Origin of the sequence: Xenorhabdus taiwanensis (genome assembly GCF_036512875.1) — a bacterium.
GTDB lineage: Bacteria > Pseudomonadota > Gammaproteobacteria > Enterobacterales > Enterobacteriaceae > Xenorhabdus > Xenorhabdus taiwanensis.
On the sequence record NZ_AP028978.1, the window covers coordinates 3,108,309 to 3,131,207 of the forward strand.

The following is a 22,899-nucleotide window of genomic DNA, read 5'->3' on the forward strand; positions in this document are numbered from 1 at the left end:
TATGGCATAGTGCTAATTAAGCACATAATGGTTTTGATATTGAGCTGTAACACAAAAAGAGCAAACACGGAGAATCTTATTTTCAATGAAACGTCCTGATTACCGATCATTGCAAGCACTCGATGCAGTGATAAAAGAACGTGGTTTCGAACGGGCAGCGCAAAAACTTTGTATTACCCAATCAGCGGTATCCCAGAGAATCAAGCAATTAGAAAATATGTTTGGTCAGCCACTATTGGTACGCACTGTTCCTCCCCACCCTACAGAACAAGGGCAAAAGTTGCTTGCGCTATTACATCAGGTGGAACTGCTGGAAGCGCAATGGCTTGGTGATGAAAATAGTAATGAGATCCCGTTATTGCTTTCCCTTGCTGTTAATGCAGACAGCCTGGCGACGTGGCTTTTACCGGCTCTCCACCCTGTTTTATCCGATTTGCCTATTCGGTTAAATATTCAGGTGGAAGATGAAACCCGAACTCAAGAGCGTTTGCGGCGCGGTGAAGTTGTCGGAGCGATTAGTATTCAGTCCCAACCTTTGCCAAGCTGTTTAGTTGATAAATTAGGTGCCCTGGATTACCTGTTTGTAGCCTCTCCAGCATTTGCAAATCGTTTTTTCCCGAATGGCGTCACGCGTTCAGCATTACTGAAAGCACCTGCGGTTGCATTCGACCATTTAGATGATATGCATCAAGCATTTTTGCAACAGAACTTCGATTTATCGCCGGGAAGTGTGCCCTGCCACATCGTCAATTCTTCGGAAGCCTTCGTTCAATTGGCAAAACAAGGTTCGACTTGTTGCATGATCCCACATTTGCAAATCGACGAGGAGCTAAAAGCCGGTGAGTTAATCGATCTAACACCAGGACTATGCCAACGCCGTATGCTTTATTGGCATCGTTTTGCGCCTGAAAGTGGAACGATGAGAAAAGTCACTGACACCCTGCTAAAACGAGGGCGCCAGATGTTACGTCAGGAAGATGAAACTCATTAACGCTGTAATTCAAAAACGGCATCAACGTGATCAGAAAACTCAATACTCTGTGGTTCGTAAGTTTCACTGGCTGAGTCAGAAGCTGGTGCTGCCAACAGATCTGTCTGGTATTTCAGACGGCTCATTGGAACAGGCACGGCTTCAGGCGCACGGTAATTAATGCTATATACAGGACCTAACTTACTGTTGAACCCTTTTGCCAATGTAGTTGCCTGTTGAATAGCATTCTCAATGGCTTTTTGTCTGACTTCATCACGATAACGTTGTGGATTGCTTACACCAAACTGAACAGAGTTAATTTCATTCAGCCCTGCTTTCAGGGCACCATCCAATAGGGCATTCAGTTGCTCCAGCTTGTGAACTTTCACTTCAACTGAACGCGACGCCCGATAACCGGTAATACTCGATTTACCACTCTTTTGTTCATATTGATATTCTGGCTGGGTACGCAAATTAGCAGCATCAATATCTTTCTTTTCGATGCCACTGTTTTTCAGAAAATCAAAATATTTCGCAACCCGTTCATCGACTTTTTTCTTTGCTTCTGCCGCACTCTTTTGCGTTTCACTCACGTCGATTACCAAAGTAGCCATATCTGGTGTCGCTTTAACTATTGCATTACCAGAGGTGGAAATATGGGGAACAGAGAGTGATTCAGCAGCGGAAGCTGTCATGCAAGACAGGCTTCCTAAAGCCATCATCGCGGCTAATACCAGTGATTTACGTTTCACAAGACCTCCTAAAATGACATGAGTAAGGTGCTTTCAGAAACATTAGCACACTATCTATAGAGAAGTAATCTCATAGAACATCTATGGTGAGATATTGTAATCAATAAAAAATCTATATCCTTGCTTCATTAAGCTCCAGGCGATATACCACATCACACAGCCAACGAAGATATTGATGATCCGTTGTGCTTTGGGTCGATTAAGCACAGGTGCAAACCACGCAGACAAGAATGACAAGGCAAAAAACCAACTGATCGATGCTATTACCGCTCCGGTGGTAAACCACGGCCGAAGCTCGGCTGACAATTGCCCTCCTATGCTTCCCAATACGACAATGGTATCCAAATAAACATGAGGATTCAGCCATGTCACAGCAAATAACGTGGCTATGACTCGCCAACGGCTTTGGACAGTTTTTTCAGTACGGAAATGCTCGACTTCTGCCGATAATGCTGCTCGAAAAGCTCCCCATCCATACCATAGTAAAAATGCGACACCTCCCCATGTCACAGCTTGCAATAGAAGTACCGATTGTCCCAGTAAGGCACTGCCACCAAATATCCCCGCTATGATGAGCAGAGAATCACTGGTGGAGCATAATGTTGCACTCATTAAATGGAACTGCCTCCTACTCCCTTGCTGCATGACAAAAACATTTTGTGGCCCAAGCGGAAGGATCATCGCAGCACTAAGAAAAAACCCCTGAATAAATGTTGAGAACATGCAAAGATTCCTAATGATTATTCAATTAGTTACGATATCAATGCATATTAAACAAGATGATGCATTAGTAAAAATGAATGATTCTAATACATCATTAGGAAAGGTGATGTGAGAAATTCTCACATCACGATATCTTGATTATTCGTCCATCGTCTTCTGTAAAACACTATTTTGCTGGTGCAGATAAACATCCATTTGCGGGAAAGGAATACCGATATTGTGTTTATCCAAAGCACGCTTAAAGTTTTCCATCAAATCCCAATAGACATTCCAGGTGTCACCATTAGTAGTCCACACACGCACAATAAAGTTCAATGATGAAGGAGCCATTTCATGCAGGCGGATCGTGACTCCTTTTTCATGTTGAATGCGTTTATCTGCTTGAATCACATCACCCAACACTCTTTTCACTTCATCAATATCCGCATCATATGCAACCCCTACCATAATTTGGGTACGGCGGTCAGGTTCACGGCTGGTATTGATAATATTGTCCGCAATAATTTTACCATTGGGGATCACAATGATACGGCCATCTGCCGTGCGCAATGTTGTTGAGAAAATCTGTACCTGCATGACCGTTCCTTCCACAGCGCCAATGCTGACATATTCGCCAGTACGAAGTGGACGGAAAATCACCAATAAAACACCAGCAGCAAAATTAGACAGTGAGCCTTGTAATGCCAGGCCTACCGCCAAACCTGCGGCACCAATGACGGCAATCACAGATGCGGTTTGAATGCCCAATTTCCCAAGAACAGCAATAATCGTAAATGCTATGATAGCGTAACGAATAATCGCGGATAGAAAATCAGAAATGGTGGTATCAATGCCACGTAGTGACATAACACGTTTGGTTGCTTTATTAGCCAACTTAGCAATAAATAAGCCAACGATAAGAATCAAAATGGCAGATACAATGTTTACCGCATACTGAATCAATAGATCCTGATTGCTGGTAAACCAGCTTGCCGCTTTATCAATCTCATGTGACAGATTGATTTTTTCCATACAAAGTCCACCGTTATTGTTGGAGCCTATCTCCATTCAATGCCGTTACTTACAACGAACGCCACCAACAAACATAGACTCCTATTCAAAAATAGTTTTCTGTTCAAAAAAATAGAAAGCCACTATCACAACACAAAAATGTAATGGAATATAAATTATGGCAGAAAGCCTTCATTGCTTGAACACTAATCCTTACGTTTTCTTTTTTTGCAAAATAAATTCTCTGTAATCAGCCAACATATCGATAAAATCGTCTGTCCCACAAAAAGCCAAACTCTCGTTATCGTAGTAGCTCATTCCTTCTTCTATAACCTCTGTATCAAATTGCAGTTGATTCGCCCTGATCATGATCTCAGCTTCACTCATCAATAGCGTATATTCATGACCAGCCAACAGCCACTGGCGCTCACTCCCTTTAATCTCTTGCAAGGCCACAATGATTTTATCCAATATGCGAAAATCGCCTTTCACTTCTTCATTCAACCAATGACCAATGGCTTCATGATCCATGGAAAAGGATGTTGTTATCTGACCGGTAACATCCTGCATAAATTCATATTCCATCACATACCCCCTGACTATTTTTACAAACGCCAAATAATTTCATTTGGATTTTAAACATTTCCGCTACTTCCACCTCTGAGACAACCCACAAGCTGATACAAAAATTACTACGAAATTGTTATAAGACGGTAGTAACAAAAACAAAAAAAGGGGAAGCATTCGCCTCCCCATTCGTTGCAATATACTTTTTTATACTGCGGTTTGGAAGATTACATCATCCGCTTTTTCTGTGTATTGATTTAATTGATCAAAATTGAGATAGCGATAAGTATCTGCTGCGGTTTCATCGACTTGCTCCATGAACTGCAAATACTCTTCTGGCATTGGCAAGCGCCCCAACAATGAAGCGACCGCCGCCAACTCCGCCGAAGCAAGGTAAACATTGGCACCGGAACCAAGGCGGTTAGGGAAGTTACGAGTAGAAGTGGATACTACTGTTGCACCATCCGCCACACGCGCCTGATTCCCCATACACAATGAACAACCAGGGATCTCAATGCGTGCTCCGCTCTTGCCAAAAATACTGTAATAACCTTCTTCCGTTAATTGGGCGGCATCCATCTTAGTCGGAGGAGCAACCCACAAGCGAGTCGGTAACTGGCCTTTATGCTGATCCAGCAATTTACCCGCCGCACGGAAATGTCCAATATTCGTCATGCAAGAGCCAATGAAAACTTCGTCAATTTTACTGTTAGCGACTTCAGATAACAGACGTGCATCATCAGGATCATTAGGTGCACATAAAATAGGCTCTTTAATGTCTGCCAGATCGACCTCAATAACGGCTGCGTATTCAGCATCTGCATCCGCTTCCAACAATTGAGGATCTTTCAGCCAGTTTTCCATGCCGATAATACGGCGTTCCAATGTCCGGCGATCACCATAACCTTCCGCAATCATCCATTTCAGCAAGACAATGTTCGACTGCAAGTATTCAATAATTGGCTCTTTATCCAGTTTAATGGTACATCCTGCCGCAGAACGTTCCGCAGAAGCATCCGCCAACTCGAATGCCTGTTCAACTTTGAGTTCTGGCAAACCTTCAATCTCAAGGATACGGCCAGAGAAGATGTTTTTCTTACCTTTTTTCTCAACGGTCAGCAAACCTTGCTGAATCGCATAATAAGGAATGGCATGAACCAGATCACGCAAGGTTATTCCGGGTTGCATTTTTCCTTTAAAGCGAACCAGTACGGATTCTGGCATATCCAATGGCATGACACCCGTTGCCGCAGCAAATGCCACCAGACCTGAACCCGCTGGGAAAGAAATACCAATTGGGAAACGGGTATGGGAATCGCCACCTGTACCCACAGTGTCTGGCAACAACATACGGTTCAACCATGAATGAATAATGCCATCTCCCGGACGCAGCGATACCCCACCACGGTTCATAATGAAATCAGGCAGAGTATGGTGTGTCGTCACATCAACAGGTTTTGGATAGGCAGCGGTATGACAAAATGATTGCATGACCAGATCCGCAGAGAAGCCCAGACACGCCAAATCTTTCAACTCATCTCGCGTCATTGGCCCTGTGGTATCCTGAGAACCCACAGACGTCATCTTAGGCTCACAATATTCCCCTGGACGGATACCGCTCTTACCACACGCACGGCCAACCATTTTTTGTGCCAGTGAGAAACCACGATCGCTTTTCGCCACCGCTTTTGCCTGACGGAATACATCACTGTGTGGCAAACCCAATGATTCACGCGCTTTGCCAGTCAAGCCACGACCGATAATCAATGGAATACGACCACCAGCACGGACTTCATCGATCAGTACATCAGTTTTTAATGCAAAAGTAGCCAATAGCTCGTTAGTTTCGTGATGGCGGATTTCACCTTTATAGGGATAGATATCAATTAAATCTCCCATATTCAGTTTGGAAACATCCACCTCAATTGGCAACGCACCCGCATCTTCCATGGTGTTGAAGAAAATTGGTGCTATTTTTCCACCAAGCACCACACCAGCACCGCGTTTATTGGGTACAAACGGAATATCTTCTCCCATAAACCACAAGACGGAGTTAGTTGCCGATTTACGGGAAGAGCCAGTACCGACAACATCTCCAACGTAGGCCAGTGGATAACCTTTCTTGCTCAGGTCTTCGATTTGCTTAATCGGGCCTACGACACCGGCTTGATCGGGCTCAATACCTTCACGGGCATTCTTAAGCATAGCCAAAGCATGTAGGGGAATATCAGGGCGTGACCACGCATCAGGGGCAGGAGAAAGATCATCGGTGTTGGTTTCTCCCGTGACTTTAAAGACGGTAACGGTGATTTTTTCCGCTAATTCAGGACGTCCAAGGAACCATTCTGCATCAGCCCACGATTGCATAATCTGTTTGGCATGGACATTACCCGCTTTTGCTTTTTCTTCTACATCATAGAAACTATCGAACATCAGCAAAGTATGAGAAAGTGCCTTCGCCGCAATTGAAGCCAACTTTTCATCATCCAGGGCATCAATTAAAGCGTGGATATTATACCCACCCTGCATGGTTCCCAATAATTCAATGGCTTTTTCCTGGGTCACCAAAGGAGAGGTCGTTTCTCCCTTAGCAACAGCAGCAAGGAAACTTGCTTTAACATAAGCTGCTTCATCTACACCAGGAGGAACACGATTGGTCAGTAGATCTAGCAGAAAAGCTTCTTCACCTTTAGGTGGGTTCTTCAGTAATTCGACCAGCGCTGCTGCTTGAGCTGCGTCTAACGGCTTAGGGACGATGCCTTGAGCTGCACGCTCGGCTACGTGCTTGCGGTATTCTTCTAGCACGACTTTCTCCTCGCTCTCATTGTCATTTTATATACCCGGCTGTCAGCACCCGCTAATGATCATTGAAAATGATCATCTGAAAACAATCATCAAGGGTGCCAGGTCAGAGGATTTTGCTCGCATAACATTAGAATTATGCTCAGCTTCGGGCGTTTAGCATACCAAAATTTGAATAGCATGTTAATTCATTCACATAAAATCAACATTGAACCATCATAAAATTCTGGATAAATTAGCTTAGAGAGTGTATTAACGTTTTAAATGCTATCTGTTGTTATTCTGGCCTGAAAATTCCTTAACTTCTATCATAATCTTCTACTCGAACACACGGACTTCCATATTAAGTTTTTTTAACATAGTTTCTAATCATGGTATTTGGCTCAAAAATCTTTCAATATCAATATCATCTAAAAGGATATTATCATGCCCAATAGAAAAGAACATGACGCTATAGCAGGAGCAGATTATAATCCTGCAATTATTACAGCAGAAAAACTTTATCCTGAATATCAAGCCAAAATTAAGGAGGTTAGTCAACATGATATGCTATCTGCGCTTAACGAAATCCAGAAGAATGAATACAGTTGGCTTTATGAACCTATAATAGGGGCAATGTTTAACAATAGACATGTTACATTCATCAATACATGTAACTCCATAAAAAAAATCTTTAATGACACAAATATTACTGGAGGTCTACAGAACTATCGCCATTTTATCTGTTCATGTTCAATTACAAATAAAGCCGTTGGAATCATAATATTGAATCTTGCCAAACCTAATCTATTTGATGATAGCGTTGACCAAATATCATTCATATTAACCTATCCCAACGGTTATGGTTATGGCGGTCTGCTGGTTCAACATGTGATCAATCTCTCTCTCTCTTTGGGCCATCGAGGCATATTAGAAGTTAAAGCAGAACCTGATGCCGAAATTTTTTACCAAAAATTAGGCTTTTTATTTATTGGTATCTTTTTTAAGCTGAAACATATGCAATTAGACCCTGCCATTAGCAATAAATGGCATAAAATCAATGGAGGTTATCAACTTAAAAGAACTCCTCGCCCACGTAATTCAAATTGGCAATGTCATTTATTGTAGATTTAATCGAATTTTTATGGAAAAAAACCATGAAAAATAATGCGTGAAAGATGTTATTTATAAAAAACCACAGAGAATACAATTCTCTTTATTATCTTAAAATTATTAAAGAAATACATATAGGAGATATATAATGAAACCCAGAGAACTATTTCACAATATTTTCTCCAAAATACATATAAGAGAATCACCAAAAGAAAGATACTCCCGATTATTCCCAACAATTATAAAAGAAGTCAATAAGGATGAAATGTTTCTGGCACTCGATCAAATTAAGGGAAACACATGTGATTGGTATTCAACATTAAATTCTTCCTCTTATCCAGAAATAGAAAGGTATAATACTTTCATTAGCATATCTCATGAAATAGAGAATATCTATCAAGATACTCACCAGATAAATAGCTTGAAACATCATCGTTACTTTATCTGCCGAGTGCAAGACATTCCCATAGGGGTGATGACTTTTGTCACAGGGGGTTCCTCTTTTTACAATGAAGCTGCAGATAAAATAGGATTTATGCTCACCCATCCCGGCAGTCATGGATATGGCAGTTTACTTGTCGAAAAAGCAGTAGAATTATCAAAAGATGAAGAGATATGGGTAAGTACTAAACCTAGTGCTGTTCCTTTTTATCAAATTTAGGGTTTGAAAAATATGGCTTTCCTGATACTGATACAATATCAATGAGATTAATTCCTTCTGAAAGTGAAAAATGGATAATTGTCAGAAATTATTATCGCTTGAGGAAATATCTTTAAATATACTAAGCCTATTGCAAATAAGTTGCCCTGTTCAATGAAAAACATTAACTATAACAGTTGCTAAATCATAACCACCCGTATAACGGGTGGTTTGCTCTTGCCCTATAAGGGCTTGTTACCGACTGCGCCTAAATGACGCTGCTTTCTCTTCGTTCAAGCTAAGTGTCTTTGCTGCTTTGGCCTACCCCTTGAAGGGGTCTACATGCTCTTTACTACTCAATTTATCCGAGATTAAATCCGACTTTTCTTGCTCTCTGATATACTTTTGAATTGTCGCTTCATTTAGCCCTACCGTACTGACATAGAACCCTTCCGCCCAAAACTTTCTGTTGCCAAATTTATATTTTAAATTGGCGTGTCTATCAAAGATCATCAACGAACTTTTACCCTTCAAATATCCCATAAAGCTTGAAACGCTTAGCTTTGGTGGAATACTCACCAACATATGAACATGATCTGGCATGAGATGACCTTCGATTATTTCCACACCTTTATACTTACAAAGGTCTCTGAGGATCTCTCCCACACTTGAACGAATATTATTAAAAATCACTTTCCGTCTATATTTCGGCGAAAAGACGATATGGTATTTACACAGCCACTTTGTATGCGCTGAGCTTTGTGCTTTAATGCCCATAAACACCTTTCCTTATTTGAGTTACGAGTATTAGCTTGAACATCTATATCGTAACGGAAAGGTGTTTTTCTTGGTATAACCTTTGAACTCCACCCGCAAAGCGGGTGGTTTTATGTTTAAGACGCTAACGCGACTTAAACTGGCTAAAGCCATAATCATAACCACCCGTATAACGGGTGGTTTGCTCTTGCCCTATAAGGGCTTGTTACCGACTGCGCCTAAATGACGCTGCTTTCTCTTCGTTCAAGCTAAGTGTCTTTGCTGCTTTGGCCTACCCCTTGAAGGGGTCTACATGCTCTTTACTACTCAATTTATCCGAGATTAAATCCGACTTTTCTTGCTCTCTGATATACTTTTGAATTGTCGCTTCATTTAGCCCTACCGTACTGACATAGAACCCTTCCGCCCAAAACTTTCTGTTGCCAAATTTATATTTTAAATTGGCGTGTCTATCAAAGATCATCAACGAACTTTTACCCTTCAAATATCCCATAAAGCTTGAAACGCTTAGCTTTGGTGGAATACTCACCAACATATGAACATGATCTGGCATGAGATGACCTTCGATTATTTCCACACCTTTATACTTACAAAGGTCTCTGAGGATCTCTCCCACACTTGAACGAATATTATTAAAAATCACTTTCCGTCTATATTTCGGCGAAAAGACGATATGGTATTTACACAGCCACTTTGTATGCGCTGAGCTTTGTGCTTTAATGCCCATAAACACCTTTCCTTATTTGAGTTACGAGTATTAGCTTGAACATCTATATCGTAACGGAAAGGTGTTTTTCTTGGTATAACCTTTGAACTCCACCCGCAAAGCGGGTGGTTTTATGTTTAAGACGCTAACGCGACTTAAACTGGCTAAAGCCATAATAAAAACGGCTTTCCGATTTGAAAGCCGTTCGAAATTTTCTGTTAACCTACTGCAAAATCTAAAGAATTATTTCTTTTTCTTTGCCTTAGGGTTTGGTAAGTCAGTGATGCTGCCTTCGTAAATTTCCGCAGCCATACCAATTGATTCGTACAGTGTTGGGTGAGCGTGGATAGTCAGAGCGATATCTTCTGCATCACAACCCATTTCGATAGCCAGACCAATTTCACCCAGCAGCTCACCGCCGTTGGTACCAACAACAGCACCGCCAATAACGCGGTTAGTTTCTTTATCGAAAATCAGCTTGGTCATACCATCTGAACAGTCAGACGCAATTGCACGGCCGGATGCTGCCCATGGGAAAGTCGCAGTTTCGTAGCTGATGCCTTTTTCTTTCGCTTCTTTCTCAGTCAGACCAACCCATGCCACTTCTGGTTCAGTGTAAGCGATGGATGGAATCACTTTTGGATCGAAATAATGTTTCTTACCAGAAATCACTTCAGCAGCAACGTGGCCTTCATGGACACCTTTGTGCGCCAGCATTGGCTGACCAACGATATCACCGATAGCAAAGATGTGAGGCACGTTAGTACGCATTTGTTTATCCACGTGGATAAAGCCACGATCATCAACTTCAACACCTGCTTTGCCAGCATCAATCAATTTACCGTTTGGTACACGGCCGATAGCAACCAGAACCGCATCATAACGCTGTGGCTCTGCCGGTGCTTTCTTACCTTCCATTGTTACGTAGATGCCATCTTCTTTAGCTTCTACCGCGGTCACTTTAGTTTCCAGCATCAAATTGAACTTCTTGCTGATGCGCTTAGTGAACACTTTAACAATGTCTTTATCTGCCGCAGGAATAACCTGATCGAACATTTCTACCACGTCGATCTGAGAACCCAGAGCGTGGTAAACAGTCCCCATTTCCAGACCAATGATACCACCGCCCATAACCAACAGGCGTCCTGGAACTGTTTTCAGCTCCAGTGCATCAGTCGAATCCCATACACGAGGATCATCATGTGGAATGAATGGTAGCTGAATTGGGCGTGAACCCGCTGCGATAATGGCATTCTCAAAATTAATCGTTGTTGCGCCATTCTCGCCTTCTACTACCAGAGTGTTAGCGCCTGTAAATTTACCAACACCGTTAACAACGTTAACTTTACGGCCCTTCGCCATACCACCCAGACCACCTGTCAACTGAGAAATAACTTTTTCTTTCCAGAGACGGATCTTATTAATATCAGTTTGTGGTTCACCAAACACGATACCGTGTTGTGCCAGTGCTTTTGCTTCTTCAATCACTTTGGCAACATGAAGCAGAGCTTTGGATGGGATACAACCAACATTAAGGCAAACACCACCCAAAGTAGAGTAACGTTCAACCAGAACAGTATCCAAACCTAAGTCCGCACAACGGAAAGCAGCAGAATACCCTGCCGGGCCTGCACCAAGCACCACTACCTGGGCTTTAATTTCAGTACTCATCATGACCTCTTAATTGTTTGTCCGGCGAGTCAGACGAAAAAAAACCATATTCCACCGGGACGTACACACCGCGAGCAGTTTACAGAATTGTAAATAACCTGAAAAGCGCGTTAACGTGACAGAAATCCCAACCTGCCAGATGCAAGGTGAAAATATCTGTCACGGTAGTAATCATCAGGCCGGTTATTTACCGGCCTTTGCATTACATGACTAAACGGCGGATGTCGCTCATCAATTGATTAATATAAGTGATGAAACGTGCGCCATCTGCTCCGTCGATCACACGATGATCGAAAGACAGAGACATAGGCAGAATCAGACGAGGAACAAATTCCTTGCCATTCCAGACTGGTTTCATGGAAGAACGAGACAGCCCCATGATTGCCACTTCTGGCGCATTCACAATTGGTGCAAAACCGGTAGTACCAATACCACCCAAGCTGGAGATAGTGAAGCAGCCACCCTGCATGTCGGAAGCGGTCAGCTTACCAGCACGTGCTTTCTTAGAAACTTCAGCCAATTCTCTGGACAGTTCCATGATGCCTTTCTTATTGACATCCTTGAATACAGGCACAACCAAGCCGTTAGGTGTATCAACCGCGATACCGATGTTGACATACTTTTTCAGGATCAGCTTCTGGCCATCTTCAGAAATGGAGCTGTTAAAGCGAGGCATTGCTTCCAGTGCTTTCGCTGCTGCTTTCATCACGAATACCAGCGGAGTGATCTTCACGCCCAGCTGTTTCTTCTCAGCTTCTTTGTTCTGTTGTTTGCGGAACTCTTCAACTTCAGTGATATCCGCTTCATCGAACAAGTTAACGTGAGGGATCATGACCCAGTTACGGCTCAGGTTAGCACCGGAGATTTTCTGGATGCGGCTCATTTCAACTTCTTCGATTTCACCGAACTTGCTGAAATCAACTTTCGGCCAAGGCAGCATACCTGGCAGACCACCGCCCGCAGCAGCAGGCGCTGCTTCTGCACGTTTAATCGCATCTTTCACGTAAGCCTGAACGTCTTCACGCAGGATGCGACCTTTACGGCCAGTACCTTTTACTTTAGCCAGATTTACGCCAAATTCACGCGCCAGACGACGAATTACTGGGGTCGCGTGAACGTAAGCGTCATTTTCAGCAAATTCATTTTTGCCTTCTGTTGGCTTGCTTACTGCTGGTGCTGGTGCTGGTGCTGCTTTCGCAGGTTCAGCCGCAGGAGCCGCTGGTGCTGCCACAGGGGCTGCACCAGCAACTTCAAATACCATGATCAGAGAACCGGTTTTCACTTTATCGCCAGCCGCAATTTTGATCTCTTTCACAGTACCAGCAAATGGTGCAGGAACTTCCATCGAAGCCTTGTCACCTTCAACCGTGATCAGTGACTGCTCTTCGGCGATAGTATCACCTACTTTTACCATGATTTCGGTCACTTCAACTTCGTCACCACCGATATCTGGTACGTTGACTTCTTTGACCGCAGAAGCCGCAGGCGCTGCTGCTGGAGCCACTGCTGGAGCTGCACCAGAACCTGCCACTTCAAATACCATGATCAGAGAACCGGTTTTCACTTTGTCGCCAGCCGCAATTTTAATCTCTTTCACAGTACCTGCAAATGGTGCAGGAACTTCCATCGAAGCCTTGTCACCTTCAACCGTGATCAGTGACTGCTCTTCAGTAACAGTATCACCCACTTTTACCATGATTTCGGTCACTTCAACTTCGTCACCACCGATATCTGGCACATTCACTTCTTTGCTTTCTACTGCTGCTGGTGCCGCTGCAGGCGCTGCTTGCTGCGCAGGTACAGCTTCTGCTGCACCGTTTGCGGATTCAAAAACCATAATCAGTTTGCCGGTTTCAACTTTATCGCCAACCGCAACTTTGATTTCTTTAACTACACCCGCCTGTGGAGAAGGAACTTCCATAGAAGCTTTGTCACCTTCAACTGTGATCAGCGACTGTTCTGCTTCTACTGTGTCACCAACTTTCACCAGAATCTCGGTAACTTCAACTTCATCTGCACCAATATCAGGTACGTTAATTTCGATAGACATTAATCTTTACCTCTTATGCCAGACGTGGGTTAACTTTTTCTGGGTTGATGTTGTATTTCTTGATAGCTTCTTCAACAACTTTCACATCAACTTCGCCACGTTTAGCCAGTTCACCCAGAGCTGCAACAACCACATAAGAAGCATCAACTTCAAAGTGATGACGCAGGTTTTCACGGCTGTCAGAACGACCGAAACCGTCAGTACCCAATACACGATAGTCGCTTGCAGGAACGAAGCTACGTACTTGCTCTGCAAACAGTTTCATATAGTCAGTAGAAGCAACTGCTGGAGCTTCACTCATGATCTGAGCAATATAAGGAACGCGAGGTTCTTCTGATGGGTGCAGCATGTTCCAACGCTCACAGTCCTGACCATCACGAGCCAGTTCAGTGAAGGAAGTTACGCTGTACACATCGGAACCGATGCCGTATTCAGCAGACAGGATCTTCGCTGCCTCACGAACATGACGCAGGATAGAGCCAGAGCCCAGCAACTGAACTTGACCTTTTGCCCCTTCCAGACTTTCCAGCTTGTAGATACCTTTACGGATGCCTTCTTCAGCACCTTCAGGCATAGCTGGCATGTGGTAGTTTTCGTTCAGTGTGGTGATGTAGTAGTAGATGTTCTCTTGTTTCTCACCATACATACGCTCCAAACCATCTTGCATGATAACAGCAACTTCGAAAGCGAATGCTGGATCGTAAGAGATACAGTTAGGAATAGTCAGAGACTGAATATGGCTGTGACCATCTTCATGCTGCAAACCTTCACCGTTCAGAGTAGTACGACCAGAAGTACCACCAACCAAGAAGCCGCGAGCTTGCTGATCACCCGCTGCCCAGCACAGATCACCAATACGCTGGAATCCGAACATGGAGTAGTAGATGTAGAACGGGATCATTGGCAAGTTGTTGGTGCTGTAAGAAGTTGCAGCAGCCAGCCAAGATGAAGCAGCACCCAGTTCGTTGATACCTTCTTGCAGGATCTGGCCTTTTGCGTCTTCTTTATAGTATGCAACTTGCTCACGGTCTTGCGGCGTATACTGCTGACCATTAGGGCTGTAGATACCAATTTGACGGAACAAACCTTCCATACCGAAGGTACGAGCTTCGTCAGCAATAATTGGAACCAGACGATCTTTGATTGACTTGTTCTTCAGCATAACGTTCAGTGCACGAACGAAAGCGATAGTGGTAGAAATTTCTTTGGATTGTTCTTCCAGCAGAGAGCTGAATTCTTCCAGCGCTGGAATTTCCAGTTTTTCGTCGAAATTAACGCGACGGCTTGGTACATAACCGCCCAATGCGTTACGACGTTCATGCAGATATTTAGATTCTTCAGAATCTTTGTCGAAAGTTACATATGGCAAGTTTTCGATCTGCTCATCAGATACAGGCACACTGAAACGATCGCGGAATTGACGAACGCCTTCCATGTTCATTTTTTTAACCTGGTGAGCGATGTTCTTACCTTCAGCGGTATCACCCATACCGTAACCTTTGATGGTCTGAGCCAAGATTACAGTTGGTTTGCCAGTGGTATCCTGTGCTTTTTTCAGAGCAGCGTAAACTTTCTTCGGATCGTGACCACCACGGTTCAAAGCCCAAATTTCGTCATCAGTCATATCTTTGACTAATGCAGCAGTTTCTGGGTAACGACCAAAGAAGTGTTCACGAACATAAGCGCCATCTTTGGATTTGAATGTCTGATAGTCGCCGTCCAGCGTTTCGTTCATCAATTGAACCAGTTTACCGCTGGTGTCTTTACGCAGCAGTTCGTCCCAACGCTCACCCCACAGGACTTTCAGTACCTGCCAGCCAGCACCGTCGAAGATACCTTCCAGTTCGTTAACAATTTTGCCGTTACCGGTTACTGGGCCATCCAAACGCTGCAAGTTACAGTTGATGATGAATACCAGATTATCCAGTTTTTCACGAGTTGCGATAGTGATCGCACCTTTAGATTCTGGCTCATCCATTTCACCGTCGCCTAAGAAAGCATAAACGGTTTGTTTAGAGGTATCTTTCAGGCCGCGATTTTCCAGATATTTCAGAAATTTAGCCTGATAAATAGCGGAGATTGGCCCCAGACCCATTGAAACAGTTGGGAACTGCCAGAAGTCAGGCATCAGTTTTGGATGCGGGTAAGAAGACAGGCCATTACCACCGATTTCTTGACGGAAGTTGTTCATTTGCTCTTCAGTCAGACGACCTTCAAGGAATGCACGTGCGTAAACGCCTGGAGAAATGTGGCCCTGGAAATATACCAAATCACCGCCATCATTTTCGTTACGAGCGCGGAAGAAGTGGTTAAAACAAACTTCATAAACAGTAGCGGAAGACTGGAATGAAGCCATGTGACCACCCAGTTCCAGATCTTTTTTAGATGCACGCAGAACGGTCATCACCGCATTCCAGCGAATAGCAGAACGGATACGACGCTCTAAATTCAGGTTGCCAGGGTAAGCAGGCTCATCCTCAACAGGAATAGTGTTGATGTAATCACGGCTTGCAGCACCTGCAGCAACGTTAACGCCACCTTTACGAGCTTCGTTCAAAACCTGATCAATCAGAAACTGAGCACGCTCAACACCTTCTTCACGGATGACCGATTCGATCGCCTGTAACCAATCGCGAGTTTCGATCGGATCCACGTCATTTTTCAAAATATCTGACATGGTGTATTCCTTATCTGTTATCTATTTCTAATGGTTATTGGAGCCTATCTTCTGGTCATACCTTTTGACGAAACTGCCTGTTATGACCGGAAGATAGGCCCTGCTATATATTGCCGCTAAAACTCTCGGTAAAGAGTCGACAACTGTACAAACGCAGCAGTCAGGATCTGTACAGTTAAGTTAGAACCTATCCCATTCGGGAATGTGATGTGTCTACGACGCCCTAAGGGACAGGCTCTTATTCCTGATGTTGCTGGAGCCGTCTCAATGAACGCTCACGACGAGTGCGTTCACGAGTCAGATCCAATAAAACTTCTTCAATAAAGGCCAAATGGCGATGAGAGGCCTCACGGGCTTTTTCCGGTTCTCTCGCCATGATAGAGCGAAAGATTTCAGCCCTATGGTCACTAACCGCTGCCAACATTTCTTTACGGGTATAAATGACTTCAAAATTGCGCCTGATATTTTGTTCTAACATTGGGATCATACAGCGCAATAAATGCAGCAATACCACATTATGGGCAGCTTCCGTGACAACAAGTTGGTATTGCAAGACAGCATCAGATTCCGCATTCACATCACCACTTTGTTGTGCTTCTTGAATGGCAAGATGGCTTTGCTCAATGCGTTGGAAATCCTCATCAGTTCCTCTAAGGGCTGCATAATAAGCAGCAATCCCCTCTAACGCATGACGTGCTTCAAGGAGATCGAACTGGGATTCTTGATTCTCTGCAATAAGTTGGGCAAGTGGGTCGCTGAAACTTTGCCACAGATTGTTCTGTACGAAAGTTCCGCCCCCTTGACGACGGAAAAGAAAGCCTTTGGCTTCCAACTTTTGAATGGCTTCGCGCAATGAAGGACGTGATACTTCAAACTGCTTTGCCAGCTCACGCTCAGGCAGCAGTTTTTCTCCCGGGCGTAGCGAGCCTTCGAGAATGAGCTGTTCAAGACGCTGCTCAATCACATCTGATAACTTTGGTTGGCGAATCTTGCTATAGGCCATATCTGCTGTAAGCCATTCAATAAGTAAATGTTGCTTTGGACTATGCCCTGCTCAACTAAGTCTCACTGACTAAATCTTAGTCATTAAACTCTGATTAACAGGTCAAAGTCAATTGGTAATACCAATTTAGAATACAGGGTCTTAAAGTAACAAAGTATTCACTAGCTGTCTATAAAGACCTTGGGTTAAATCATAAAAATCTGCAAATTTTAACAAAATATTTTAAATTTTATTAGAAAATTATAACCGGATGAGGATGTTCAGATGAGAGATACCAGAAAGATTTAACGTTTTTCAAACGCATAGATGAGCAAAATGAAACGTTACAGCAAGATAGAAAATCGCAAATTATGTAAAAAATCCAAATATTTATTATTCTGAATATTTAGCGCAAAATAATCCTAAAAAGAAAATCAGAAAAATAAAGGGCATATCTAGCCCTCTATTTCTCTTGTTTATCAAACTAATGCCCCATAAATCGTCAACAGTGCGACAATAATCACAATAGCAAAAGTCGCTTTTTTCGCTAACGTTACAGCAGCAACAGGCGTTTCTATCGGGTTAAGATGAGGTTCTTTACTTAATGCAAATTGTGCCAATTGACTGACTACTTTGTATTGTGATGACCGAAAATCCGTGAGTGATGCAATCCAAGCGGGTAGGGCTTTCTCTCCATGTCCTAACAAAGCATAGGCAATACCTGCCAAACGTGCAGGAAGCCAATCCAGCCAATGCAGTATGCCGTCAACGCCAGATTGAGCTCTCTGCACTGCCGTTGCGTGCTGAGCTAACCAACTTTGATAAGCTCTGAGGCAGCCATATCCCATCAAAACCGCCGGACCGAATTTACCCAATACAGCCAACCAAAAAATAGGGGCAAGATAATAACGGAAATTTATCCAAATCAATGAATTCTGTATTTCACGTAATCGTTCTTCTTTTGTGGTGTCGGGTAATGTTCCCTGAATCATCGTCAGACGAGCAAGATATTTTTTCTGCTGTCCAAAATCATCTTGGCGCACAGCCTGAAGATATCCACGATAATCATGCCGCAACCTGCCTGCGCCAATACATAACAGACTGATTATGATACCCAACACAATCGCGAGAATACCAAAAGCAATAGAGCTAGAAATATCAATAAGCTTCCATGTTAATAAAGCGACCAGAAAGGTCATGCCTAAGCTACCCCATAGTGAATGTGATTTGAGTCTGGCAAAAGCTGGGGCTAAATAGCGTTCCAGTTGCCAGTGATCCCTCATCTTAAAAACACGTTCCCATGCCAGTATTAACAATAGAATAAAGAGAGTCATCCAACTCGCTCCTTCAATAATTGACGGTAATGTTCCCAATAAAAATAAGGTCCAGGATCAGTTTTCCTTCCCGGCGCGATATCGCTGTGTCCTGTTATATTGTCACGAATATCAGGATATTGGCTAATAAGCAGCTCAGTAACTTCCGCTAATTTAGTGTACTGAATTTCAGTAAATTCTTCATAATCTGTGCCTTCCAGTTCAATGCCTATCGAAAAATCATTACATTTATCACGGTCACAGTAGCAGGAAACGCCAGCATGCCAAGCTCTTTTATTGAAAGGAACATATTGTACAATCTCACCATCACGCCGGATTAAGCAGTGAGCAGAAACACGTAAGTGCTTAATTTCATCGAAAAAAGGATCGGTTTTAGGATCTAATGTTCCCATAAATAATTGATCAATATAAGGGCCACCAAACTTGCCAGGAGGTAAACTAATGTTATGAATAACCAATAATGCTGCTGTTTCTCCTTCTGGACGCAGATCACAATGCGGGGAAATAACCTTTCTCGCACTATCAATCCACCCTTCATGCAGCTTCATTCTTTTACCCCCCTTAATATTTAATATCACCTTGCCAACATCACCCTTTCAATATGACCAATATCACTCAGCTTCATTAAGCGTAATGCTATGGCTTAAAGTGTAACAGGTTAGCATGTTAGCACCTTCAATCGGCCAATATATCGGGTGTTTTCTTAGTTACGGGCAGGCTCGAAAAATTTGTGCAAAAAAATGTAACATAAAGTTATTTTTTCGAGCTGACTTCATAAATTTCATTAACGATATTTTATTTTTCTCTTTTTTCTCCATGATTATTGGCGCCGATACCCAATAGATTGCAACTTAAAAGATGAGGGGTATATCTGCTATTGAACATGGTAATCAGCCCAGATATGTATACAAGGAGAAAAAATGAAGCAACAAGGATTTACGTTAATTGAAGTGATGGTTGTTATGGCTATCGTGTCTATTCTCGGCGCAATTGCCATCCCCAGTTATCAGGGATATATCCAAAAAGCCGCATTGACCGATATGCTACAAGCTATTGTGCCTTATAAATCTGGTGTGGAACTGTGTCGCTTTGAAGCTGAAAATTACAAAGATTGCCACTCGGGTCATCCCTCCATTCCATCAGGCCACAATAGCCGCTATATCAGCATCATCTCAGTAAAAGAGGGAGAGATAACGATAGTAGGCCAGCAAAACCTTAATGGACTCCATGCCTCGTTAAAACCTGTGCAAGATACAAAAACGGGTTTCACTCAATGGCACGTGATTTGTGAATCTGAAAATGAATCGTTAAAACTAAAATGTCAGGAAACTTTGAAAGTTTAAACATCCCCTTTTATTCCTGACCGATTTTAAATGGAAGAGAAAACAATTAAGTCACCGTCAATATTAAAGGAATAAAGATAATGATAAATAAGGATCACCTCTTAATGGAAAAAGAAATAAAAGAACTGTGTCAACGACATCAGGCCATTCTTATAAAAAAAGATGTCCATACGATCACAATTGCCTGTAATAAATCACCTAATGAGGATTTCATTGCCGCACTGAGATTTATTTCAGGTTTAATCGTTAATATAGATATTTGGCCACAAGCAAAAATAGAATCAATGTTGACAGAAGAAAATTCATTAATATCAGCAAAAAATTACTGTTCAGAAAGTGATAAAGAAGAACCGTACCGTATAGATCGCCTTGATAGCCGCCATGCTCATTATAATGATGCAATACAAACCAACAATCTCCATGAGGAGGAAATCGACACACCCATTATTCAATTAATTAATCAGACAATATTAACTTCAATACAAAAAAGAGCTTCAGATATTCACTTTGAACCATCTCAATATGGCTACCAAATACGTATTCGAGTTGATGGCACATTACATACCATGCAGACACCTCCTTCTCAAATGAATACGGGTATTCCTGCCCGCTTAAAAATTATGGCAAAGCTCAATATTGCTGAAAAACGCCAGCCTCAAGATGGGCAATTTGACTGGAGTGACAACAAAAACAGTTATGCGATTCGTATATCAACACTCCCCACACTACATGGGGAAAAAATAGTCCTGCGTATTTTAAATACCATACATCAACTATCTCTGGAACAGTTAGGGCTGCCTGAATCACAATTACAACTTTTAAAACAAAAACTCCATTTACCACAAGGGATGATTTTAGTCACTGGTCCGACGGGAAGCGGAAAGACCGTTACATTATATAGCTGTCTGCAATATTTAAACCAAACTAAAAAGAATATCTGTAGTGTCGAAGATCCTGTCGAAATTCCTTTAAATGGCATCAACCAAACGCCTGTTAATAACAAGATTGGTCTCGATTTTGCCAAAGTTCTCAGGGCATTATTGCGGCAAGATCCCGATATCATTATGGTTGGTGAGATCCGTGATAATGAAACCGCTGAAATATCAATGAAAGCAGCCCAAACAGGTCACTTGGTTTTATCAACATTACATACCAATTCCACTATTGATACGTTATCTCGCCTGCATAATCTGGGAATTTCTGGCTATACCACAGCCTCATGTGTGAAATTGATTATTGCACAGCGACTGGTTCGTAAGCTCTGCTCCCATTGTCGACAACAAGACAGTATACCCACAGAAATTCCTAATATGACTGGTTCAATATCTATAAAAAAATGGAATGCGGTTGGTTGTGATCACTGCTTCTCTGGTTATTATGGCAGAACTGCCATCTATGAATTTCTCGAAATCAAACCTGAACTCCAGCAAGCTCTGTTTGAGAGTTCTAATTCCAGCCTTTCACATTTACCTGCCTTACAACAAGATGCAACGCTTTTTTCAGCAGGACTGACATTAGCGGAAAAAGGAATAACCACTCTTGAAGAGATTTATCAGATTACAGGCCATGAGACAGTATGAAAATAGAATATATTTACCAATGGCAGGCAATTAACAAGAATGGAAAATCCATAACGGGAGAGAGTATTGGGCACAATAAAAAAAGTGTATTCCAATACCTCAGCCATCTCGATCTTCAACCCTATGCCATTAAATGTAAAAAAATTATTTATTACAGCAAAAAAGAAGTTTCCTATCGCCTGCATTTTATTCACCAGTTAAGTACGTTACTGACTTCAGGCATCCCTTTACTCAAGGGACTAACTATTTTACTGCAAGAGTGTAAATATACCCTTTGGCGATGTGTATTGGCGGATATAATTCAGAAAATTCGTCAGGGAGAAGCATTCTCCGCCACACTCGAACACTATCCGAAGCTATTTTCTCCCTTATTCTGTCAACTTATCGCAGTAGGAGAACAAACCGGTCAGCTAGAAAACTGCTGCCAATTAATCATTAATCGGTTGGAACAGCAAAATAGGTTGGGGAAGAAAATTCAAAAGGCTTATCACTATCCCTTGATAGTCGCTTTTGTGAGCTTTTTAGTTATTATCCTGATGTTAATTTTTGTTCTGCCAGAATTTCGACAAGTTTATTCTTCGCTAAATGCCACCCTGCCCTTGTTAACACAGTGGGTTCTATCTGGTTCTGATTTATTAATCCATCATGGCGTATTACTATTGTTAATAATATTTATATTATTAACCAGTTATCTCTGGCTACGTCACCGTTTCCCCATTTTTAAAGTAAAAGAAAAAATGCTCTTCCTGAGACTCCCTATTTTTAAGCAACTCACAATTTATCAACAGACTAATCAAATATTTCATATTCTGTTTATGACACAGAAAGCGAGGTTAACACTAATGGCAGGGCTTGAATGTGCCCTCAGTGCAACCCAGCATCCTGTTTTTATCGCTGGAGTGAAAAACCTACACAGGCAAATTCAACAAGGCATTCCAATGAGTGACGCATTAAAACAAACAGCCTATTTTCCTGCATTATGCCAACAATTTGTCATGATAGGTGAAGAATCAGGAGAATTAGAATTATTTTTATTCAATCTTGCAGAATGGTATCAAGAAAAATCAATCAACCTTGCTGATAGTTTGGTTCAATCATTAGAACCTTTTTTGATGTTAATAATGGCCTTGATTGTCGGTCTATTATTACTGGCCATGTACCTGCCTATTTTTCAATTAGGCACCATATTAACTTAACAAAGTATTTACATATTCCGTTATCTTTTCTCAAGGCTGCCAAAGCA

General features: G+C 42.4%; 19 protein-coding genes. 6 read left to right on the plus strand and 13 right to left on the minus strand.

Translation table 11 applies throughout. The annotated features are described in order from the left end of the window. Nucleotides 1-85: 85 nt before the first annotated feature. Complete coding sequence (locus ACE1SE_RS14470) at nt 86-991, plus strand: LysR family transcriptional regulator ArgP (RefSeq protein WP_374051461.1); 906 nt, start codon at nt 86-88, stop codon at nt 989-991. Here ACE1SE_RS14470 and ACE1SE_RS14475 read toward each other — a convergent pair. From ACE1SE_RS14475 to acnB, 5 genes are all read right to left on the minus strand, one after another. Beyond that, complete coding sequence (locus ACE1SE_RS14475; RefSeq protein ID WP_374051462.1) at nt 988-1,722, minus strand: oxidative stress defense protein; 735 nt, start codon at nt 1,720-1,722, stop codon at nt 988-990. The two genes, ACE1SE_RS14470 and ACE1SE_RS14475, sit on opposite strands and share 4 nt — an antisense overlap. Before the next feature lie 81 nt (nt 1,723-1,803). Next, nucleotides 1,804-2,445, minus strand: a complete 642-nt coding sequence (gene argO / locus ACE1SE_RS14480; RefSeq protein ID WP_374051463.1) for an arginine exporter ArgO — start codon at nt 2,443-2,445, stop codon at nt 1,804-1,806. Between the two features lie 138 nt (nt 2,446-2,583). Next, nucleotides 2,584-3,456: a small-conductance mechanosensitive channel MscS gene (gene mscS / locus ACE1SE_RS14485; protein ID WP_374051464.1), complete on the minus strand. Its 873-nt coding sequence runs from the start codon at nt 3,454-3,456 to the stop codon at nt 2,584-2,586. Between the two features lie 192 nt (nt 3,457-3,648). Beyond that, on the minus strand, nt 3,649-4,020 hold the full coding sequence (locus tag ACE1SE_RS14490; protein WP_374051465.1) for a YacL family protein: 372 nt from the start codon (nt 4,018-4,020) through the stop codon (nt 3,649-3,651). Nucleotides 4,021-4,209: 189 nt separating this feature from the next. Continuing rightward, nucleotides 4,210-6,807 carry a bifunctional aconitate hydratase 2/2-methylisocitrate dehydratase gene (gene acnB / locus ACE1SE_RS14495; RefSeq protein WP_374051466.1) on the minus strand — a complete coding sequence of 866 codons (2,598 nt, stop codon included), beginning with the start codon at nt 6,805-6,807 and terminating at the stop codon, nt 4,210-4,212. 423 nt (nt 6,808-7,230) lie between these two features. Between acnB and ACE1SE_RS14500 the strand changes: the two genes are divergently transcribed. Next, entirely contained in the window at nt 7,231-7,911 is a 681-nt protein-coding gene (locus ACE1SE_RS14500; RefSeq protein WP_374051467.1) for a GNAT family N-acetyltransferase, read from the plus strand. A 133-nt stretch (nt 7,912-8,044) separates the two neighbouring features. Beyond that, nucleotides 8,045-8,557, plus strand: a complete 513-nt coding sequence (locus tag ACE1SE_RS14505) for a GNAT family N-acetyltransferase (RefSeq protein WP_374051468.1) — start codon at nt 8,045-8,047, stop codon at nt 8,555-8,557. Nucleotides 8,558-8,857: 300 nt separating this feature from the next. On the opposite strand, the gene tnpA (ACE1SE_RS14510) is transcribed toward ACE1SE_RS14505, so the two are convergent. From tnpA (ACE1SE_RS14510) to ampD, 8 genes are all read right to left on the minus strand, one after another. Further along, nucleotides 8,858-9,313, minus strand: a complete 456-nt coding sequence (tnpA, locus tag ACE1SE_RS14510) for an IS200/IS605 family transposase (RefSeq protein ID WP_099118097.1) — start codon at nt 9,311-9,313, stop codon at nt 8,858-8,860. 271 nt (nt 9,314-9,584) lie between these two features. Further along, nucleotides 9,585-10,040, minus strand: a complete 456-nt coding sequence (gene tnpA, locus ACE1SE_RS14515) for an IS200/IS605 family transposase (RefSeq protein WP_099118097.1) — start codon at nt 10,038-10,040, stop codon at nt 9,585-9,587. A gap of 222 nt (nt 10,041-10,262) precedes the next feature. Next, a complete protein-coding gene (gene lpdA / locus ACE1SE_RS14520) occupies nt 10,263-11,690 on the minus strand; it encodes a dihydrolipoyl dehydrogenase (protein ID WP_374053678.1) in 1,428 nt (475 codons plus the stop codon). Nucleotides 11,691-11,892: 202 nt separating this feature from the next. Further along, nucleotides 11,893-13,740 carry a pyruvate dehydrogenase complex dihydrolipoyllysine-residue acetyltransferase gene (gene aceF, locus ACE1SE_RS14525; RefSeq protein WP_374051469.1) on the minus strand — a complete coding sequence of 616 codons (1,848 nt, stop codon included), beginning with the start codon at nt 13,738-13,740 and terminating at the stop codon, nt 11,893-11,895. A 13-nt stretch (nt 13,741-13,753) separates the two neighbouring features. Then, entirely contained in the window at nt 13,754-16,417 is a 2,664-nt protein-coding gene (aceE, locus tag ACE1SE_RS14530) for a pyruvate dehydrogenase (acetyl-transferring), homodimeric type (RefSeq protein WP_374051470.1), read from the minus strand. A 238-nt stretch (nt 16,418-16,655) separates the two neighbouring features. Further along, complete coding sequence (gene pdhR, locus ACE1SE_RS14535; RefSeq protein ID WP_099131626.1) at nt 16,656-17,420, minus strand: pyruvate dehydrogenase complex transcriptional repressor PdhR; 765 nt, start codon at nt 17,418-17,420, stop codon at nt 16,656-16,658. Between the two features lie 458 nt (nt 17,421-17,878). After that, complete coding sequence (gene ampE, locus ACE1SE_RS14540; protein WP_374051471.1) at nt 17,879-18,733, minus strand: beta-lactamase regulator AmpE; 855 nt, start codon at nt 18,731-18,733, stop codon at nt 17,879-17,881. Continuing rightward, nucleotides 18,730-19,281 (minus strand): 1,6-anhydro-N-acetylmuramyl-L-alanine amidase AmpD, encoded by a 552-nt coding sequence (ampD, locus tag ACE1SE_RS14545; protein WP_374051472.1) that lies wholly within the window; start codon nt 19,279-19,281, stop codon nt 18,730-18,732. The genes ampE and ampD overlap by 4 nt, the downstream gene beginning before the upstream one ends. A 372-nt stretch (nt 19,282-19,653) precedes the next feature. On the opposite strand from ampD, the gene ppdD reads away from it, so the two are divergent. From ppdD to hofC, 3 genes are all read left to right on the plus strand, one after another. Continuing rightward, nucleotides 19,654-20,076, plus strand: a complete 423-nt coding sequence (gene ppdD, locus ACE1SE_RS14550) for a prepilin peptidase-dependent pilin (RefSeq protein ID WP_374051473.1) — start codon at nt 19,654-19,656, stop codon at nt 20,074-20,076. Nucleotides 20,077-20,156: 80 nt separating this feature from the next. Continuing rightward, nucleotides 20,157-21,656, plus strand: a complete 1,500-nt coding sequence (gene gspE / locus ACE1SE_RS14555) for a type II secretion system protein GspE (RefSeq protein ID WP_374051474.1) — start codon at nt 20,157-20,159, stop codon at nt 21,654-21,656. Next, nucleotides 21,653-22,852 carry a protein transport protein HofC gene (gene hofC, locus ACE1SE_RS14560; RefSeq protein WP_374051475.1) on the plus strand — a complete coding sequence of 400 codons (1,200 nt, stop codon included), beginning with the start codon at nt 21,653-21,655 and terminating at the stop codon, nt 22,850-22,852. The genes gspE and hofC overlap by 4 nt, the downstream gene beginning before the upstream one ends. Nucleotides 22,853-22,899: the final 47 nt, after the last annotated feature.

What these genes read in the sequence shown, in the direction of transcription:
- ACE1SE_RS14470 (WP_374051461.1), top strand. Translation starts at nt 86, where the DNA reads ATGAAACGTCCTGATTACCGATCATTGCAAGCACTCGATGCAGTGATA.
- argO (WP_374051463.1), bottom strand. Translation starts at nt 2,445, where the DNA reads ATGTTCTCAACATTTATTCAGGGGTTTTTTCTTAGTGCTGCGATGATC.
- mscS (WP_374051464.1), bottom strand. Translation starts at nt 3,456, where the DNA reads ATGGAAAAAATCAATCTGTCACATGAGATTGATAAAGCGGCAAGCTGG.
- ACE1SE_RS14490 (WP_374051465.1), bottom strand. Translation starts at nt 4,020, where the DNA reads ATGGAATATGAATTTATGCAGGATGTTACCGGTCAGATAACAACATCC.
- ACE1SE_RS14500 (WP_374051467.1), top strand. Translation starts at nt 7,231, where the DNA reads ATGCCCAATAGAAAAGAACATGACGCTATAGCAGGAGCAGATTATAAT.
- ACE1SE_RS14505 (WP_374051468.1), top strand. Translation starts at nt 8,045, where the DNA reads ATGAAACCCAGAGAACTATTTCACAATATTTTCTCCAAAATACATATA.
- tnpA (WP_099118097.1), bottom strand. Translation starts at nt 9,313, where the DNA reads ATGGGCATTAAAGCACAAAGCTCAGCGCATACAAAGTGGCTGTGTAAA.
- tnpA (WP_099118097.1), bottom strand. Translation starts at nt 10,040, where the DNA reads ATGGGCATTAAAGCACAAAGCTCAGCGCATACAAAGTGGCTGTGTAAA.
- lpdA (WP_374053678.1), bottom strand. Translation starts at nt 11,690, where the DNA reads ATGAGTACTGAAATTAAAGCCCAGGTAGTGGTGCTTGGTGCAGGCCCG.
- aceF (WP_374051469.1), bottom strand. Translation starts at nt 13,740, where the DNA reads ATGTCTATCGAAATTAACGTACCTGATATTGGTGCAGATGAAGTTGAA.
- aceE (WP_374051470.1), bottom strand. Translation starts at nt 16,417, where the DNA reads ATGTCAGATATTTTGAAAAATGACGTGGATCCGATCGAAACTCGCGAT.
- pdhR (WP_099131626.1), bottom strand. Translation starts at nt 17,420, where the DNA reads ATGGCCTATAGCAAGATTCGCCAACCAAAGTTATCAGATGTGATTGAG.
- ampE (WP_374051471.1), bottom strand. Translation starts at nt 18,733, where the DNA reads ATGACTCTCTTTATTCTATTGTTAATACTGGCATGGGAACGTGTTTTT.
- ampD (WP_374051472.1), bottom strand. Translation starts at nt 19,281, where the DNA reads ATGAAGCTGCATGAAGGGTGGATTGATAGTGCGAGAAAGGTTATTTCC.
- ppdD (WP_374051473.1), top strand. Translation starts at nt 19,654, where the DNA reads ATGAAGCAACAAGGATTTACGTTAATTGAAGTGATGGTTGTTATGGCT.
- gspE (WP_374051474.1), top strand. Translation starts at nt 20,157, where the DNA reads ATGATAAATAAGGATCACCTCTTAATGGAAAAAGAAATAAAAGAACTG.
- hofC (WP_374051475.1), top strand. Translation starts at nt 21,653, where the DNA reads ATGAAAATAGAATATATTTACCAATGGCAGGCAATTAACAAGAATGGA.